16 protein-coding genes are annotated in these 17,664 nt (G+C 40.8%); 8 read left to right on the forward strand and 8 right to left on the reverse strand.

The window, feature by feature from the left end:
- Positions 1-306: 306 nt before the first annotated feature.
- The 3 genes from clpB to rluD form a co-directional block, all read right to left on the reverse strand.
- Complete coding sequence (clpB, locus tag C0W29_RS20690; protein ID WP_036793367.1) at positions 307-2,886, reverse strand: ATP-dependent chaperone ClpB; 2,580 nt, start codon at positions 2,884-2,886, stop codon at positions 307-309.
- Between the two features lie 156 nt (positions 2,887-3,042).
- Entirely contained in the window at positions 3,043-3,771 is a 729-nt protein-coding gene (pgeF, locus tag C0W29_RS20695; protein WP_045045444.1) for a peptidoglycan editing factor PgeF, read from the reverse strand.
- On the reverse strand, positions 3,771-4,745 hold the full coding sequence (gene rluD, locus C0W29_RS20700) for a 23S rRNA pseudouridine(1911/1915/1917) synthase RluD (RefSeq protein ID WP_036793365.1): 975 nt from the start codon (positions 4,743-4,745) through the stop codon (positions 3,771-3,773). Before rluD ends, pgeF begins: the two co-directional genes overlap by 1 nt.
- 172 nt (positions 4,746-4,917) lie before the next feature.
- Here rluD and bamD point away from each other — a divergent pair, with 172 nt between their 5' ends.
- The 3 genes from bamD (at position 4,918) to pheA (ending at position 7,748) form a co-directional block, all read left to right on the forward strand.
- Positions 4,918-5,646, forward strand: a complete 729-nt coding sequence (gene bamD / locus C0W29_RS20705) for an outer membrane protein assembly factor BamD (protein ID WP_036793364.1) — start codon at positions 4,918-4,920, stop codon at positions 5,644-5,646.
- A gap of 390 nt (positions 5,647-6,036) precedes the next feature.
- Positions 6,037-6,411 (forward strand): ribosome hibernation-promoting factor, HPF/YfiA family, encoded by a 375-nt coding sequence (gene hpf / locus C0W29_RS20710; RefSeq protein WP_036793363.1) that lies wholly within the window; start codon positions 6,037-6,039, stop codon positions 6,409-6,411.
- A 158-nt stretch (positions 6,412-6,569) separates the two neighbouring features.
- Positions 6,570-7,748 (forward strand): prephenate dehydratase, encoded by a 1,179-nt coding sequence (pheA, locus tag C0W29_RS20715; RefSeq protein WP_036793362.1) that lies wholly within the window; start codon positions 6,570-6,572, stop codon positions 7,746-7,748.
- Between the two features lie 98 nt (positions 7,749-7,846).
- Here pheA and tyrA read toward each other — a convergent pair whose 3' ends face one another.
- Positions 7,847-8,974 (reverse strand): bifunctional chorismate mutase/prephenate dehydrogenase, encoded by a 1,128-nt coding sequence (gene tyrA, locus C0W29_RS20720; protein WP_045045447.1) that lies wholly within the window; start codon positions 8,972-8,974, stop codon positions 7,847-7,849.
- Positions 8,975-9,021: 47 nt separating this feature from the next.
- A complete protein-coding gene (locus C0W29_RS20725; RefSeq protein ID WP_036793361.1) occupies positions 9,022-10,092 on the reverse strand; it encodes a 3-deoxy-7-phosphoheptulonate synthase in 1,071 nt (356 codons plus the stop codon).
- 368 nt (positions 10,093-10,460) lie between these two features.
- On the opposite strand from C0W29_RS20725, the gene C0W29_RS20730 reads away from it, so the two are divergent.
- The 5 genes from C0W29_RS20730 (at position 10,461) to asrC (ending at position 15,870) form a co-directional block, all read left to right on the forward strand.
- Positions 10,461-11,954 carry a carbon starvation CstA family protein gene (locus tag C0W29_RS20730; RefSeq protein WP_045045443.1) on the forward strand — a complete coding sequence of 498 codons (1,494 nt, stop codon included), beginning with the start codon at positions 10,461-10,463 and terminating at the stop codon, positions 11,952-11,954.
- 193 nt (positions 11,955-12,147) lie between these two features.
- Positions 12,148-12,957 (forward strand): uroporphyrinogen-III C-methyltransferase, encoded by an 810-nt coding sequence (gene cobA, locus C0W29_RS20735; protein WP_080888958.1) that lies wholly within the window; start codon positions 12,148-12,150, stop codon positions 12,955-12,957.
- An 11-nt stretch (positions 12,958-12,968) separates the two neighbouring features.
- Positions 12,969-14,033, forward strand: coding sequence for an anaerobic sulfite reductase subunit AsrA (asrA, locus tag C0W29_RS20740; RefSeq protein ID WP_036793359.1), 1,065 nt, complete (start codon positions 12,969-12,971; stop codon positions 14,031-14,033).
- Entirely contained in the window at positions 14,026-14,847 is an 822-nt protein-coding gene (gene asrB / locus C0W29_RS20745; protein WP_036793358.1) for an anaerobic sulfite reductase subunit AsrB, read from the forward strand. Before asrA ends, asrB begins: the two co-directional genes overlap by 8 nt.
- 9 nt (positions 14,848-14,856) lie before the next feature.
- Complete coding sequence (asrC, locus tag C0W29_RS20750) at positions 14,857-15,870, forward strand: sulfite reductase subunit C (RefSeq protein ID WP_036793357.1); 1,014 nt, start codon at positions 14,857-14,859, stop codon at positions 15,868-15,870.
- Positions 15,871-15,938: 68 nt separating this feature from the next.
- Here asrC and rplS read toward each other — a convergent pair whose 3' ends face one another.
- Genes rplS through rimM form a run of 3 tightly spaced genes read right to left on the reverse strand, consistent with a single transcriptional unit; the run spans position 15,939 to position 17,636 of the window.
- The gene (gene rplS / locus C0W29_RS20755; protein ID WP_036793356.1) at positions 15,939-16,292 is read right to left on the reverse strand and encodes a 50S ribosomal protein L19; all 354 of its coding nucleotides are present in this window, start codon (positions 16,290-16,292) and stop codon (positions 15,939-15,941) included.
- A gap of 37 nt (positions 16,293-16,329) precedes the next feature.
- Positions 16,330-17,076: a tRNA (guanosine(37)-N1)-methyltransferase TrmD gene (trmD, locus tag C0W29_RS20760; RefSeq protein WP_036793355.1), complete on the reverse strand. Its 747-nt coding sequence runs from the start codon at positions 17,074-17,076 to the stop codon at positions 16,330-16,332.
- A gap of 26 nt (positions 17,077-17,102) precedes the next feature.
- The gene (gene rimM, locus C0W29_RS20765) at positions 17,103-17,636 is read right to left on the reverse strand and encodes a ribosome maturation factor RimM (RefSeq protein WP_036793354.1); all 534 of its coding nucleotides are present in this window, start codon (positions 17,634-17,636) and stop codon (positions 17,103-17,105) included.
- Positions 17,637-17,664 lie beyond the last annotated feature (28 nt).

The following is a 17,664-nucleotide window of genomic DNA, read 5'->3' on the forward strand; positions in this document are numbered from 1 at the left end:
TATTCAGTGAGTGCCCACACAGATTGCATGGTCAAATTGTTAAAGAACGTACTGACTTTCGGTAACCGCTTGCGCCGTTGTCCGTGTCAGTGAGGTCGCATTATAGGGAGATTTTTGATGCTGACAACCTTATTTTTATCATTTTTTTCTGTTCGCTCAATCATTAACCCATAACTCCATTTTGTGACAAATAAAACAGCTTTCATTATAAATACGTGTTAGCTAAGGCTGATTTCACCCACAAAAAAACGCCTTAGCTCATTACAGCTAAGGCGTTTATTGGTTATTTTAGAACGCTATTTCTGATTAATCTTGTTTAGCAACAATCTTATCGTCGACTACAGATAAGATAATTGGTTTACCTGGCATAAATTTACCGGATAACAAATCTTGTGCTAATGGATTCTCAATATATTGCTGTATTGCGCGTTTTAATGGACGAGCACCAAACACAGGATCGAACCCCGCTTCTGAAATCAATTCTAAAGCACTCTCTTCTACATCTAACTCAAAATCTTTTTCTGCTAAACGTTTTTCTAAGCGCGCAATCTGAATAGAAGCAATATGCTTAATGTTCTCTTTACCCAATGGGTGGAACACTACTGTCTCATCAACGCGGTTAATAAACTCAGGACGGAAATGTTGACCAACCACTTCCATCACTAATGCTTTAATGCCTTCGTAATCCAAACTGCCGAAATGTTCTTGAATACGATCTGAGCCTAAATTCGAGGTCATAATGATCACCGTATTACGGAAATCAACCGTGCGACCTTGACCATCAGTCAAACGACCATCATCTAATACCTGCAACAGAATATTAAATACATCCGGATGCGCTTTTTCTACTTCATCAAGCAAAATAACTGAATATGGACGACGGCGCACAGCTTCGGTTAAATAACCACCTTCTTCATAACCAACATAGCCTGGAGGCGCACCCACTAAACGTGCCACTGAGTGTTTTTCCATAAACTCAGACATATCAATTCGAACCATTGCATCTTCGCTATCAAACATAAAGTTTGCGAGTGACTTACATAGCTCTGTTTTACCAACACCCGTTGGGCCTAAGAATAAGAACGAACCAATTGGTCGTTGTGGATCAGATAAACCTGCACGACTACGACGGATAGCATTTGCAACGGCTTCAACGGCTTCTTCTTGACCAATTACACGATTATGCAATTCATCTTCCATCCGCATTAACTTATCACGCTCACCTTCAAGCATCTTCGCTACTGGAATACCTGTTGCTTTAGAAAGTACATCAGCAATTTCAACATCCGTTACTTTATTTTTAAGTAATGTCATATCTTGCATTTCAGCTTGAGCAGCTAAATCAAGTTGCTTTTCAAGTTCAGGGATACGACCATACTGTAATTCTGACATTCGATTTAAATCGCCAGCACGACGTGCGATTTCAACATCAGTACGTGCTTGCTCAAGCTCAGTTTTAATATGCTGAGTACCTGACAATGACGCTTTTTCTGCATTCCAAACTTCTTCAAGTTCAGAATATTCACGCTCTTTAATATCTAACTCTTCAAGTAAGTTACTTAGGCGTTTTTGACTTGCATCATCACTTTCTTTTTCTAATGCTTGCTGTTCAATCTTTAATTGAATAATTCGGCGTTCTAAACGATCCATTGATTCTGGTTTAGAATCGATTTGCATACGAATACTTGAAGCCGCTTCATCGATCAAATCAATTGCTTTATCTGGTAATTGACGATCTGAAATATAACGATGTGATAGCGTCGCCGCTGCAACAATCGCAGGATCAGTAATTTCTACATGATGATGAAGCTCATAACGCTCTTTTAAACCACGTAAAATGGCAATGGTATCTTCAACGCTTGGCTCATCCACCAGCACTTTTTGGAAGCGACGTTCCAATGCGGCATCTTTTTCTAAATATTGACGGTATTCATTTAAGGTTGTCGCACCAACACAATGAAGTTCACCACGTGCTAAAGCAGGCTTAAGCATGTTACCCGCATCCATTGAGCCTTCGCCTTTACCAGCACCGACCATGGTATGGATTTCATCAATAAATAGAATCACGCGACCATCTTCTTGAGATAGCTCATTCAATACTGCTTTTAGGCGCTCTTCAAATTCACCTCGGAATTTAGCACCAGCAATCAATGACCCCATATCTAATGATAAAACGCGCTTATCGCGTAAACCTTCTGGTACTTCACCATTAACGATACGTTGTGCTAAACCTTCAACAATTGCAGTTTTACCAACCCCAGGTTCACCAATGATCACTGGGTTATTTTTAGTTCGGCGTTGCAATACTTGAATAGTACGACGAATTTCATCATCACGGCCAATCACAGGATCTAACCGACCTTGTTCTGCACGCTCAGTTAAATCAATGGTGTATTTACTTAATGCTTGACGATTTTCTTCGGCATTTTGATCATCAACTTTCTGACCACCACGAATTTGATCAATCGCTTTACCAATCTGATCCGCTTTTAAGCCTAGTTCACGTAATAAATCCCCTAAAGGGCCTTTATCGTTATCAACGGCAGCTAAGATAAATAATTCAGAGGAAATAAATTTATCATTACGTTTCTGTGCCAGCTTGTCACACATATTAAGTAATGTACCCATACTATTGGATAACTGAACCTCACCACCAATACCGGTCACTTTTGGAATACGCTCTAATATCTCACCCAAGCGTGAACGCAACTGAGTAGAATCTACATTCAAAAGGGTTAGTAAAGGACGTACGGTGCTGCCTTCTTGGTTTAATAACGCCACCATTAGATGAGCAGGTTCGATATATTGATGATCACGTCCTAATGCTAATGACTGTGCATCAGAAATTGCTGCTTGGAATTTACTCGTAAATCGGTCAAGACGCATAGGTCCCCCAATAATAAATTTAATAACCTGTTACTAGTTATATGGTAGTTGGTGGTGGTTTTTCAAGGCTATTAAAGCGCAAAATAATGCTGCAAAAAAAGCGGGTATATTATTAACTAATATACCCGCTTATTATTTGTGACGATCACTATAAAATTAACGCAACCAAATCAATGAAGCTTGGCGTCCGGTAACCGCTTGACGACGATAAGAATAAAATAATTTATCATCATTAAAGGTGCAGTGTTCGCCACCATAAATAGCGTCAATACCGTGCTGTTGTAATCGTTGGCGTGCCAATAAATATAAATCCGCTAACCACTTATCACCTTGAGCGACAAATGCATCCACGGCACTGGCGTCAACATCAATAAATTGTTGACGAACTTCACTACCAACTTCAAACGCCGTTGGACCAATTGCAGGTCCCATCCACACCATAATATCAGCCGCAGGACAGGTAAACTTAGCAATAGCATTATCAATCACTCCAGCAGCAAGTCCTCGCCACCCAGCATGAACAGCTGCCACTTCGGTACCTTGCTTATTACACAAGAGAACAGGCAAACAGTCAGCCGTCATGATGGCACAGGCTAAGCCAGGCACACGAGTAAAACTACCATCAGCGTCAATAGCCTCGGTTAACGGTGCAGTTAAATCAATCACAATAGGGCTGTGAATTTGATTTAACCATGCAGGTTCTGCCGTTAACCAACAATGCTGTTTCAGCAATTGGCGATTTGTCAGCACGGAACTTACATCATCCCCAACATGCAATCCCAAATTAAGTGCATCGTAGGGTGCTGAACTGACACCGCCAAAACGGGTCGTACTGACCGTTAATACATTTTCTGGAGCTGGCCAGTTAGGAATAATGGTTCGCATTAATAGATATCTTCGTTATTTTCAGCGTTGTCTTTACGTAGAATATCAATCATCGCTACCATGTCGTTAGGTAATGGCGCATGCCATTCCATTAACTCACCCGTTATTGGATGTGATAGACGCAACATACGAGCGTGCAATGCTTGACGATCAAATGAACGTAATGCATGAATAAATTCATCAGATGCATTACGCGGCGGGCGCGGACGACCACCATAAATCACATCACCAATCAACGGATGGCTCATGTATGACATATGCACACGGATTTGGTGAGTACGACCAGTTTCTAGACGTAACACAATACGAGTATGTTCACGGAAGCGTTCAGCTACACGGTAGTGAGTGATCGCATCTTTGCCCAATTCATGAACGGCCATACAAATACGTTTGGTTGCATGGCGGCCAATTGGTTTCTCAATCGTACCACCACCGGTCATTTGACCAATTGCAATGGCTTCATATTCACGAGTGATTTTACGTTTTTGTAGTGCGCGTACTAAACGTGTTTGTGCCTGAATAGTTTTAGCCACTACCATTAAACCTGTAGTGTCTTTATCTAAACGGTGCACGATACCTGCACGTGGCACTTCAGCCAATGCTGGGTAATGATGTAATAGTGCATTTAACACTGTACCATCAGGTGTACCAGCTCCTGGGTGAACCACAAAATCACGTGGTTTATTGATTACGAGAATATCATTATCTTCGTAAACAATATCAAGTGGGATATCTTGCGCGATCCAACGAACTTCATCTTCAATTTCAGCTTGAATGAAAAGTTCTTCGCCACCCATCATTTTTGAACGTGGTTTATTGTCAATTTTACCGTTGACTGAAACCATGTCTTTTAGGATCCACTCTTTGATACGAGAGCGGGAATAATCGGGATATAATTCAGCAATAACCTGATCAAGGCGCTTACCTAGTTGGCTTTCGCTAACTGTATTTGTTAATTCTATTTGCTGTGCCATAACGAACTTTTTTAAAAAGCGTGAGACTAATTGCCATACGCTGCGTAAAATGTACCAAGCTTAATAAAACGATGCTTGATGTAAACTAATATAATGTCATTGTATCTGTTAACGGCTCAGTCCGTAATGGATCGAGCAAAATAAAATTTTTATCAAGGAAACTGACGCCGTAATGAAACGCCTGACAATATCGACTTTTCTTGCTGTAGCCTTGCTTTCAGGCTGTTCCAGTACTGAGAAAGTCATTCCTGATGTTCCACCATCAGACTTATATTCTACTGCCCAGCAAGCACTGCAGAGCGGTAATTGGAATAATGCTATAGAGCGCCTAGAAGCAATGGATTCACGTTATCCATTTGGTGCTTACTCAGATCAAGTGCAATTAGATTTGATCTATGCCTACTATAAAAATGATGATTTAGCGTTATCGCAAGCAACAATTGAACGTTTTCTACGCTTAAATCCAACCAGCCCACAAGCTGATTGGGTTATCTATATGCGTGGGTTAACGCATATGGCACAAGATCGTAGCTTTATGCATGACATGTTCAATATTGATCGTTTTGATCGTGATCCAACCCCTTCACGCCAAGCATTCCGCGATTTTAAGTACTTACTTGAGCGCTTCCCTAATAGTCAGTATGACGCAGATGCGAAAGCACGCATGGTTTTTTTGAAAAACCAACTTGCTGAATATGATCTTGCTGTTGCTGACTTCTATGTCCGCCGTGAAGCATGGATTGCAGCTATCAATCGTTGCCAACAAGTACAACGTTTATACCCAGACACAAGTGCTGCGCGTAAATCACTACTACTTGAAAAAACAGCTTATGCTAAATTAAAACTGGATAAAGAAGTTTCACGTACTGAAGCGATGATTAAACTTAACCCAGTAAAATAACATCATTGAAATACAGTAATAAAAAAATGGCAGCTCATTGAGCTGCCATTTTTATGAATTATGTTAACGACAATTATTTACTTCAATGAATAGCACCTTGAAAGCAATAACTACTCTCACGAACAAAAAACGCTCAACAACTTGAAATAAAACGTATTTATTCCCTAGTTAGCACCAGCCACCAGCAATTATCTTTTTCCATACTGCCTTAATTAATGAGTAAAGCTCAAGCATTTTTTAGAAACTTTTTTGCAACAAACCCACTTTGGTCACATTTTTTTTGTTCAAAAATCACTAACAGCAATAGTGTGATACAGATCACATTATAAGTTGGTATTTTTAGTAATCTGAACTTAACCCAACGAAGGGTAGCAAACGAGGAAGATAAATATGACATTAGAAATCACTGGCAAGAACATCGATATCACCCCGGCTATCCGTGAGCGTTTTGAATTTAAATTCAATAAGTTAGAGAAACTTCAGGTACCACTAATCAAAAAACACATTATGATTAGTAAAGAACCAAGCAAGCTATTTAAAATTGAAGCTTCTGTTAGCATTGCTGGAGGACAACTTGTTGCTTCTGCAGAGCATGAAGACTTGTTTGGTGCGATCACTGACCTTTATCAAAAATTAGATCGCCAACTGAAGAAACAAGCTCATAAACCAAATGCACGTCGTGCTAGTCATAGTGAGAAACCAACACAGGCAGAAGCTGAAGATGCCGCTGAATATGATGACGAAGTAGAATTTGATGAAGTTTAATCGTTAACGATTAAGAGGATTTAAAACAGCCCTGCCGATGCAGGGCTGTTTGCTTTGTGCTTGACAAAAAAACACACCCTGCCTAATGTGGATTGCAATGCCAACACGATAATATGCTGCTTTCATATTCAAGAAAGCCGATCATAATAGGGATCGCTATGACCGATAACACACCTTACTCATTAGATGATATTCGTCGTAATGTCACTCGTATCGACAATACACTGTTAGCTCTTTTAGCTGAGCGCCGCACGTTAAGCCTTGAAGTCGCAAAGAGTAAAATAAGTACCGCTAAACCCGTACGCGATCAAGCCCGTGAACAAGCATTGCTGTTACGTCTTATTGATACAGGTAAAGAGCATCAACTTGATCCGTCATACGTTACCCAACTTTTTCACACCATTATTGAAGATTCAGTCCTATATCAACAAGCTTATTTACAGCGATTAGTTAATCCAGAAAATGCCTTGCCGACAGCACGTGTTTCATTTTTAGGTTCCAAAGGATCTTATTCACACCTTGCCAGCCGCAATTATTTTAGTCGTAAACAAACCCAGTTAGTTGAAATAAGCTGTTCTTCATTTCGAGATATTGTGAATGAGGTCGAAACAGGCCATGCTGATTATGGTGTATTACCCATAGAAAACACCAGTTCAGGCTCAATCAATGAAGTCTACGACCTATTGCAACACACCAGTTTATCGATTGTAGGGGAAATTACTCAACCAATAGAGCATTGCTTATTAACCGCAGTAGATACCCAACTCGAACAGATTGATACCCTTTACTCACACCCACAACCTCACCAACAATGCAGTGAGTTCTTACACGGTATGGGAAAAATTAATCAGCAATATTGCTCAAGTACCGCCGATGCAATGTTGACTGTCGCAGAACTTAAACAGCCCAATATTGCCGCAATTGGTAATGCTTCTAGCGGTGAAATCTATGGTTTAACCCCAATAAAAACCAATATTGCTAATCAACAAGAAAATTTCACTCGCTTTATCGTCGTTGCTCGTAAACCGGTTAGCGTCACTTCGCTTATTCCTGCTAAAACAACATTAATCATGTCAACAGCACAAGCTGCAGGCTCATTAGTCGAGTGTTTATTAGTGCTGCGCAATGCCAACATCAATATGACTAAACTTGAATCTCGCCCAGTTATCGGTAATCCATGGGAAGAAATGTTTTATGTCGATGTCGAAATTAATTTAAAAGATCCAGTCATGCAGCAAGTATTAGACGAACTCACCCGCTTAACCCGCTTTATTAAAGTATTAGGCTGCTATCCTAGTGAAAATGTCACTCCTACTGAAGTTGAGTTCATTGACTAACATCAGCGACAACAATCGTTTATGACACCAATTAAAAAGCCCACTACCATTAATTGATAGTGGGCTTTTTATCATCAGCTTATCGAGCTTAAAATGCTTTATTTTCGTTGCGTTGAATCATTCGCCTGTCTCAATAGTCCCTGGCTCTCGACTAAAAAATATTGGGCATAATCACCAAACCAACTTTCTACCTGACAAAAAGCTTGTTTAAAGGCCTCTTTGTCTTGGCGCTCTAACATTTCAATCGCCTCACCAAACCGGTGATGAAAACGTTTAATCATCGCTAAATTCTGAGGTGCAGACATAATAATATCGGCATATAACTGTGCATCTTGGGCAAATAGACGCCCAACCATCGCTAATTCTAACCGATAAATCGGTGAACTTAATGACATTAGCTGTTCTATTTGGGGATCCTCTTCAGCTAAATGAACCCCATAAACAAACGAAGTAAAGTGACGTAAAGCCTGAATTAAGGTCATACCTTGATCATGCTCAATCGCACTAATACGATTTAATGATGCCCCCCAAATCTGAAACTGCTCTAATAGCCATTGATAACTTTCAGGATTACGGCCATCAGTATAAACAATCACTTGCTTGGCTAAGCTTGGAATATTAGGACCAAACATCGGATGTAAACCCACGACTGGCCCCTGATGAACCTCTAACATGGCTTGCAATGGACCACTTTTAACTGAGGTAAGATCGGTCAGGATACAATCACTAGGCAGTTGATCTAGCTTAGCAATGATTGCTTCTGTCATATGGATTGGTACAGAAACAACCACCATACCAGCATCATGCAATATCTCATCAGCACGATGCCAATCATCACGGCCTAAAATACGCACCTGATAGCCTGATAACTCAAACATCCGTTGGAATAGCTGTCCTAATTGCCCGTGACCACCAACAATGACGATTGGGCGTAATTGAGGATTAAGACACTTAAAACCTGAATCATTTTCACTCGAATACGACTCTCGCATCGTTCGTCTTAATACATCTTCAATTAAATCTGCTGGAACACCTTTTGATTCCGCTTCTTGACGACGAGAGGCCAACATCGCAGCTTCACGCTCAGGGGCATAAATAGGTAATCCATGCTGACTTTTAACCACCCCAACTTGTTCAACTAACGCTAAACGGCGCGCTAATAAATCCACCATTTGACGATCAACATCGTCGATTTGATCTCTTAATATGCTTAACTCAGCAACCATGACTTTTGACACCCGTATTTATCCAACTGCAACTATAGTGCAAAGGGCTATTTAATTCTATTTTGTAAAAATGGCACTAATTCTTGGTGAGCTTTACGTAATAATTGTTCAGTGGTGTCCCAACTAATGCACGCATCAGTAATTGACACTCCGTATGCCATATCTTGCAACGGTAAATCTGCACTTTGATTACCTTCATTAAGATGACTTTCAATCATTAAACCGATAATAGAACGGTTACCTTCTCGAATCTGATGAATAGCGTCCGTTGCCACTAATGGCTGACGACGATAATCTTTCAAAGAGTTAGCATGACTACAGTCAATCATCAACGAAGGTGTAAGACCGGATGCAACCATTTCGTTCTCACACTCTGTAACTGATACTGAATCATAATTAGTGTGTTTACCGCCACGCAAAATAACATGACCATCAGGGTTGCCTTGCGTCGCGAGCAATGCCACTTGGCCATCAGGATTTATTCCCATAAATTTATGCCCAGAAGCTGCAGCCTGCATCGCATTAATAGCCGTTGCTAAGCTACCATCAGTACCATTTTTAAAGCCAACAGGTACTGATAGTCCACTCGCCATCTCACGATGAGTTTGTGATTCGGTCGTGCGCGCGCCAATAGCTGCCCAACTAAATAAATCCCCCAAATATTGAGGACTAATAGGATCGAGGGCTTCAGTCGCAACAGGAATACCCGCTTCAACCAAATCAATCAGTAATTGCCGACCAATATGTAAACCTTCTTCAACTTCAAACGAACCATCAAGGTAAGGATCATTGATTAACCCTTTCCAACCCACCGTCGTACGCGGTTTTTCAAAATAAACCCGCATCACGATATAAAGTTGATCATCAAGCTCAGTGGCGAGTTGTTTTAATTTTTTAGCATACGCTTTAGCTTGTTCAACATCATGGATGGAACAAGGTCCACACACGACTAATAAACGGTGATCCCGTTGATGAATGATGTCAGCGATTGTTTGACGTGACTGCTCAATAAATGCCAATGCTGTTTTTGATACTGCCATTTTTTGTTTCAGTTGCGCTGGCGTGATTAATACTGATTCTTCTGCAATATGAATATTGTTTAAGCCATCTTTTTCCATGGGTCATCCCTGCAAGTAATAGATATTCTTCCATCAACATAACAATTGCACCGCCACTATTGCAACAACTTGTAAACATAAAATTCCATTTGTAAAAAATAGTTTACAAACTTCATTTTATAGCAATAGCACTATCAATAAGGCTTTATTAATCATTCGCATCTCCTGTTAAAAATCACATCAATATCTATACCACATTAAAAGTGTGCTTATATTAACAAATATCGATAGAAGTTATTATTGAACACTAATGCATATCACATATGTAACATTATCTTAAGAAGCAAAAAATTGAAACTACTACACTAGCCGCCAATTGAAATAATGCGATTCTTTTTAAATCATAATATTGCATAGCGAGAATATAAATGGCGTGGTTTTTACTCTGTGTAGCAGCCTTAATTGGTGGTTATTTTATTTATGGGCGTTTTGTTGAAAAAGTATTTGGTATTAATACCAATCGCCAAACTCCTGCTTATACCAAACAAGATGGTGTTGATTACGTACCAATGTCCAACAGCAAAGTCTATTTGGTTCAATTATTAAATATTGCTGGAGTTGGACCGATCTTTGGTCCAATTATGGGGGCACTATACGGTCCAGCAGCAATGCTATGGATTGTATTAGGCTGTATTTTTGCAGGAGCAGTACACGATTACTTCTCTGGCATGCTTTCTGTTCGTAACGGCGGAGCATCAGTACCAACATTGACTGGGCGCTACTTGGGTAACGGTGCAAAACATTTTATGAACATCTTTGCTATCGTACTGTTACTACTGGTTGGGGTTGTATTCGTATCAGCACCAGCGGGAATGATCACTAACCTAATTAATGATCAAACGAGCCTCAACGTATCAATGACCACCATGGTAGTGATTATTTTTGGTTACTATATTCTGGCAACCATTGTTCCCGTTGACAAAATCATTGGTCGTTTTTACCCATTCTTTGGCGCATTACTGATTTTCATGTCAGTAGGGCTCATTACAGCCATTGGCATTTCAGATGAACACCAATTATTAGGCGGTTTTGAGATGAGTCATATGTTCACTAACATGAACCCTAATGACTTACCATTATGGCCAGCACTATTTATTACCATTGCATGTGGCGCTATTTCAGGCTTCCATGCCACTCAATCACCATTAATGGCTCGTTGCATTGAAAACGAACAAAACGGCCGCTTTATCTTTTATGGAGCGATGATTGGGGAAGGCATTATTGCCTTAATCTGGTGTGCATTGGCTTTATCATTCTTTGGCTCAATTGAAGCGTTATCTGAAGCAGTAGCCAACGGTGGCCCTGGTAATGTGGTGTACAGCTCATCATTTGGATTATTAGGCGTCTTTGGTGGCATTATTGCCTTCCTTGGCGTCGTTATTTTACCGATTACCTCAGGAGACACCGCTTTCCGTTCAAGTCGCTTAATTTTGGCTGAATATTTCAATATGGATCAAAAACCATTACGTAATCGCCTATTAATGGCAATGCCACTGTTTGTTTTAGGTGCCATTCTTACTCAGGTCGATTTCGCAATTATTTGGCGTTACTTTGGTTTTGCAAACCAAACGACGGCGGTAATGATGTTATGGACAGCATCTGCTTATTTACTACGTCTTGATAAATTACATTGGGTAGCCACCATTCCAGCAATGTTTATGACCACGGTTTGTATCTGTTTCATTCTTAATAATGATCAACTGGGATTTGGTTTACCGATGACGGTATCGACAATTGTAGCAATGATTGCGACCGGATTTATCACCATAATGATCATCAAAAAATCACAAGGTAAAGGCGTGATTGATATTGATGCCGATGAGGTAGCTCAAACCAAGACCCCGCTATCATCAAAAAGCTAAGATAAAATTATCACCGATAAAAACCAACATTCGTGTTGGTTTTTATTTGACCATTTATTGATGTTAATCAAACCAAAACCAAACAACTTTTCGGTTAAAAATAATCTAACTAGATAGTCAAAAATAATGAATTTCTAAACATTCAATCATTCTTTAACCTATAAAAATAACGTTCTTTTTATAGAGCTTAATAATGGAAAAAACACCTACAAATAATATTGTACCTCACAATATTAACGAAAATGATACCGCAATAGTGTCGTTAGTCGGAGCTGGCCCTGGTGATCCTGAGCTACTAACAATCAAAGCACTCAATGTCATTAATCATGCTGATGTTATTTTATATGACCACTTAGTCTCTCCAGAAATTGTGGCATTATTCCCCACCCATGCGAATACCATTGCAGTGGGTAAACGCTTTAATTGTTGCTCTACCCCACAAAAGACAATTAATCAGTTAATGATTGATTTTGCACTAAAAGGTCAGTCCGTTTGCCGTTTAAAAGGCGGGGATCCGTTCATCTTTGGTCGCGGCGGCGAAGAAGCGCTTTATCTAGAGCAACATCATATTCGTTATCAAGTTATTCCAGGCATCACTGCTGCTATGGGATGCTGTGCTTATAGTGGTATTCCAATCACTCATCGTAACGTATCTCGTGGATTCACGGTTATCACTGCCCATGGTAACGACTACGATATTGATTGGCCGACATTGGCACAACTCCAACACACAATAATTTTTTATATGGGATTGCATAAAGTCGCATGGATTGCCCAACAACTTATTGCAGCAGGGGTTTCAAGTCAGACACCAATGGCCATTATTAGCCAAGGAACAACCCCACAGCATACTCACCTTATCTCAACACTTATCGAACTACCGCAGCAACTTGCCTTAAACCCACTAGCTAGCCCGGCATTGATTGTCGTCGGTGATGTCGTTCGTTTTGCCAACCAAATCCATTCAATACCCGATTCTGTTAATAACGTCTTAGCGTTATAAGGACATCCACCATGGAAAAATATCTCGATAGTAATGAACTCAATCAGGTGTTCTGCGCACTTGCTCCTGAGTTTAGAATAATGGCACCCGCCTATGAGCATTTGGGAGGCCGTTTTGCCCATACGGATAATCTGCTCTATCAACCGATTAGTCAGATAGATCAAATTGTCTGGAATAAAAAGTCACACTTTTCTCCCAAAGAAGTGGTACTACCGATAACTGAAACACTGTTTTATTTCAATGCGAATGAACTTAGGGAGTCAAAGGTAGAAGCAAGGCCAACCTTATTATTCTTACGCGCTTGTGATATTCATGCCCTTGAACGCTTAGATTACATGTACCTTCAAAATGGCGGTAATGCCGATTATTACTACCAAGCTAAGCGTAAAAAATTAAAGCTGGTATTACTTGAATGCCAATCCAGTTTTGAAAACTGCTTTTGTGTCTCTATGGGTACCAATGAGACTGACCAATTTGATGCCGCTATTCGGTTTGATGGGAATAATGGTGCTTACCTTAATATCAAAGATACCAGCTTACAGCCTTATTTTGACTCGCTTGGCATACATTGTGATTATCAACCTCAATTTGTACAGTCCAATCCCACCAGCGTTCGAACCCCCGATCAAGTTTGTGATGATCCCGCGCTAATTCGCCAAATACTACAAAATGACCCCAGTTGGGGCGAATATAATAGCCGTTGTATTGGTTGTGGCCGCTGTACAACCTCTTGCCCAACATGCAGCTGTTATAACGTGTTTGATATTGCTTACGATGAAAACCCTCAAATGGGTGAACGTCGACGTCAGCAAGCAAGTTGTATGACAGATAATTTTACTGATATGGCAGGTGGGCATAAATTTCGTCAAAAAACAGGTGAGCGCCTACGCTATCGTGCCCTACACAAAGTTAACGATTACAAAGCACGTCAAGGAAACCATCACATGTGTGTCGGTTGTGGCCGCTGTGATGATCGCTGTCCACAATATATTTCATTCACCAATATCATTAACCGTATGACAGATATTGTCGAACACCACATCGCAACCCAGCATCAGGAGCAAGAAAATGCCTGAACACCATCATGATTGCCATTCACACGACAATATTTTAATGCCGAATGCTTATCCTATCCTCGATATCATTAAATACACTGACAATGAATGGAATTTCCGCGTAGCAAAAAATTTCGAGACTAAACTGGGTCAATTTGTTGAAGTTTCATTACCCATGGTTGGTGAAGCCCCTATATCAGTATCCGACTGTGGTGACAACTATATTGATTTATTAATTCGTAATGTCGGTAAAGTGACACAGCAGTTATTTCAATTAAAAATCGGTGACAATATTTGGATGCGCGGTGTACATGGTAATGGTTATCCAATTGAATCCTACCATGATAACCATTTAATCATCATCGCTGGAGGCACTGGAGTCGCCCCAGTTAAAGGCTTAATTCGTCACTTTGTCGAAGCGCCAGAAAAAATTAAAGGTATGGATATGATCTTAGGGTTTAAAAACCAAGATGCCGTACTTTATCGTGATGAAATGCCGCAATGGCGTCAATGCCAACATTTAATCACCACCTTAGATCAAGGTGAAGCAAATGATGAATTTGAAGTGGGTGTCGTTACTGAGCATATAGATAAACTGGATCTCTCAGATCTAGCTAATACACAAGCGATAGTGGTAGGCCCACCTATTATGATCAAATTTGCAGTACAAGCGCTGCTTCAGCAAGGACTGACCAAACAACAAATCTGGGTCGATTATGAACGCCGTATGGCATGTGCTGTTGGTAAATGTGGCCACTGCCGAATGGGTGAAAAATACGTTTGTATTGATGGCCCTGTATTTCGTTTTGATGAAGCTGAATATTTGATCGACTAGGAGGCTATGATGGGATTAGATGTAGATATAATTAAAACACGTGCTCAAGGTGACTATCGTCTTTCAAAAGTACGCGGTGAGTGCATGATCAGTGTCCGTATCCCTGGCGGAATTATGCCTGCATATTTACTCGCAGTGGCACAGCATATCGCAGAAAAATACGGTAATGGCACAATCCATTTAACGACTCGCCAAAAACTAGCAATGCCAGGTATTCGCTACCAAAATATTTCCAAAGTTAATGCTGCATTAGAGCCGTTTCTTAAAGATATTACGGTTGAGTTATGTGGTATTGATGTCAAAGATACTAAAGCAGGTTATCAAAGTATTGCAGGACGAAACATTGTTGCTTGCCAAGGTAGTCGTATCTGTCAAAAAGCCAACACCGACACAACCGGTTTAGCACAACGACTAGAACACCATATTTATCCGCAACCTTACCACTTAAAGTTAGTGCTCGCAGGTTGTCCAAATGATTGTGCTAAAGCGAATATGGCTGACTTTGGCATAATAGGCATCGCACAAGTTAACTTTAATTCTGCACGCTGTATTGGCTGTGGTGCATGTGTTAAAGCTTGCAAACATCATGCGGTTAATTGCCTATCACTTAAAAATGGTAAAGCAACCAAAGAGATCAGTAAATGCATTGGCTGTGGTGAGTGCGTACTTGCGTGTCCAACTTTAGCTTGGCAACGTGATCCTAAGCAATTGTACATGGTCAAACTCGGCGGTCGTACTTCGAAAAAAACACCTCGTGTAGGTAAAACATTTCTTAACTGGGTAACAGAAGATGTACTGCATCAGGTTATCAGTAACTTACTTGAATTTGAAAAAGAAATGCTTGAAGGTACGCCCATTTATCTGCATATGGGGCATCTGATTGATCGTGCGGGTTATCATAAATTTAAGCAACGAGTATTACGCGACGTTGAACTTAACCCTGAAGCACAAGTTGCTGAGCGCATATACTGGAATGAGGAAGAATATGTCGCCAATATTCATCTCACCTCAAGCAACCATTGAGGTTTCGATTCTATAAGCAAAAAAAAGCCCACCAAAAGGTGGGCTTTTCGATAAACGTCAGACGCTTATTATTTCTTAGTAAGCTTCTCGCGGATACGTGCTGATTTACCAGAACGCTCACGTAGGTAGTACAACTTGGCACGACGTACTGCACCACGACGTTTAACAGTAATGCTGTCAACTACTGGAGAGTGAGTTTGGAACGCACGCTCAACGCCTTCACCGTTCGAGATTTTACGAACAGTGAATGCTGAATGTAGACCACGGTTACGGATTGCGATTACAACGCCTTCGAAAGCCTGTAGACGCTCACGGTCACCTTCTTTTACCTTAACTTGTACAACAACAGTGTCACCTGGTGCGAAAGTTGGTAGGTCTGTTTTTAGCTGCTCTTGCTCAAGAGCTTTAATGATGTTACTCATTTGGTATATACCCTAGAATAAACTGATACTAATTTAATTAAATGCTTGCTTTATGTTCGCGGATAAATTCCGCTAGCAAGAATTCCTGATCGTCAGTCAGAGCTAGGTTTTCCAGGAGCTCTGGTCTTCTCAGCCATGTACGGCCCAACGATTGCTTTAATCGCCAGCGACTAATCTCTTTATGATTGCCAGACATTAATACCGCAGGTACTTCATGTCCGTCCAACAATTCAGGTCGAGTGTAATGAGGACAATCTAGCCAACCATTTGCAAAAGAATCTTCTTCTGCTGACGCAAAATCACCCAGTACGCCCGGAACAAACCGAACCACTGCATCAATTAGCGTCATGGCAGGTAACTCGCCACCCGTTAACACAAAATCACCGATAGACCATTCTTCGTCTACCTCTTGCTGGATAATGCGCTCATCAACCCCTTCATAGCGACCACAGATAAGAATCAGATTCTCATTCTGCGCTAACTCCTCAACACCAGCTTGATCCAGCTTACGGCCTTGAGGGGAAAGGTAGATTACTTTAGCCTGACCTTTTGCAGATTGTTTGGCAGTGTGAATAGCATCGCGCAAAGGCTGTACCATCATTAACATACCAGGTCCACCACCATACGGTCGATCATCCACCGTACGATGTTTGTCATGCGTAAAATCACGAGGATTCCACGTATCGACACTCAAAAGGCCTTTTTTTACCGCCTGGCCTGTTACCCCATAATTGGTAATGGAAGAGAACATTTCAGGAAAAAGACTGATTACTCCAACCCACATATGCTCACTCACTTATTTACCAGGGATTAAAACTCAGGATCCCAGTCAACTTCGATCCGCTGAGCAGTGCGATCAATCAACTTGATGACCTGCTCATCGAGGAACGGGATTAGACGTTCCTTCTGTCCGAAAGCATCTTTGAGATTCGCCTTAACAACTAACACATCGTTTGAACCTGTTTCCAGGATATCAGTGACTTTACCTAGGTCGTAACCTTCAGTAGTGACAACTGACATACCAAACAATTCACGCCAGTAGAATTCTTCATCTGACAGTGCGGGTAGTTGATCAGCCAAAACTGCTACTTCTGCATTAGTGAAAACTTGAGCATCCTCGCGGATATCCATGCCTTCTAGCTTAGCAACAAGACCTTGGCCGTGGCGTTTCCATGATTCAACATGGATTTCCGTCCACTCACCTTTGATTTTAATCATCCAAGGGGTATAGGAAAAAATACTTTCAGATTGTTCGGTGTAGGAAAAAACTTTGAGCCAACCCTTGATACCGTAGGTGGCACCCAGTTTACCGACAATAATGTGGTCTTGGTTTTTTACACTCATCGTTTTTCTCTGTACCTAATAGTACTAA

The sequence above is a fragment of the Photobacterium kishitanii genome, from assembly GCF_003026355.1.
Classification (GTDB): domain Bacteria; phylum Pseudomonadota; class Gammaproteobacteria; order Enterobacterales; family Vibrionaceae; genus Photobacterium; species Photobacterium kishitanii.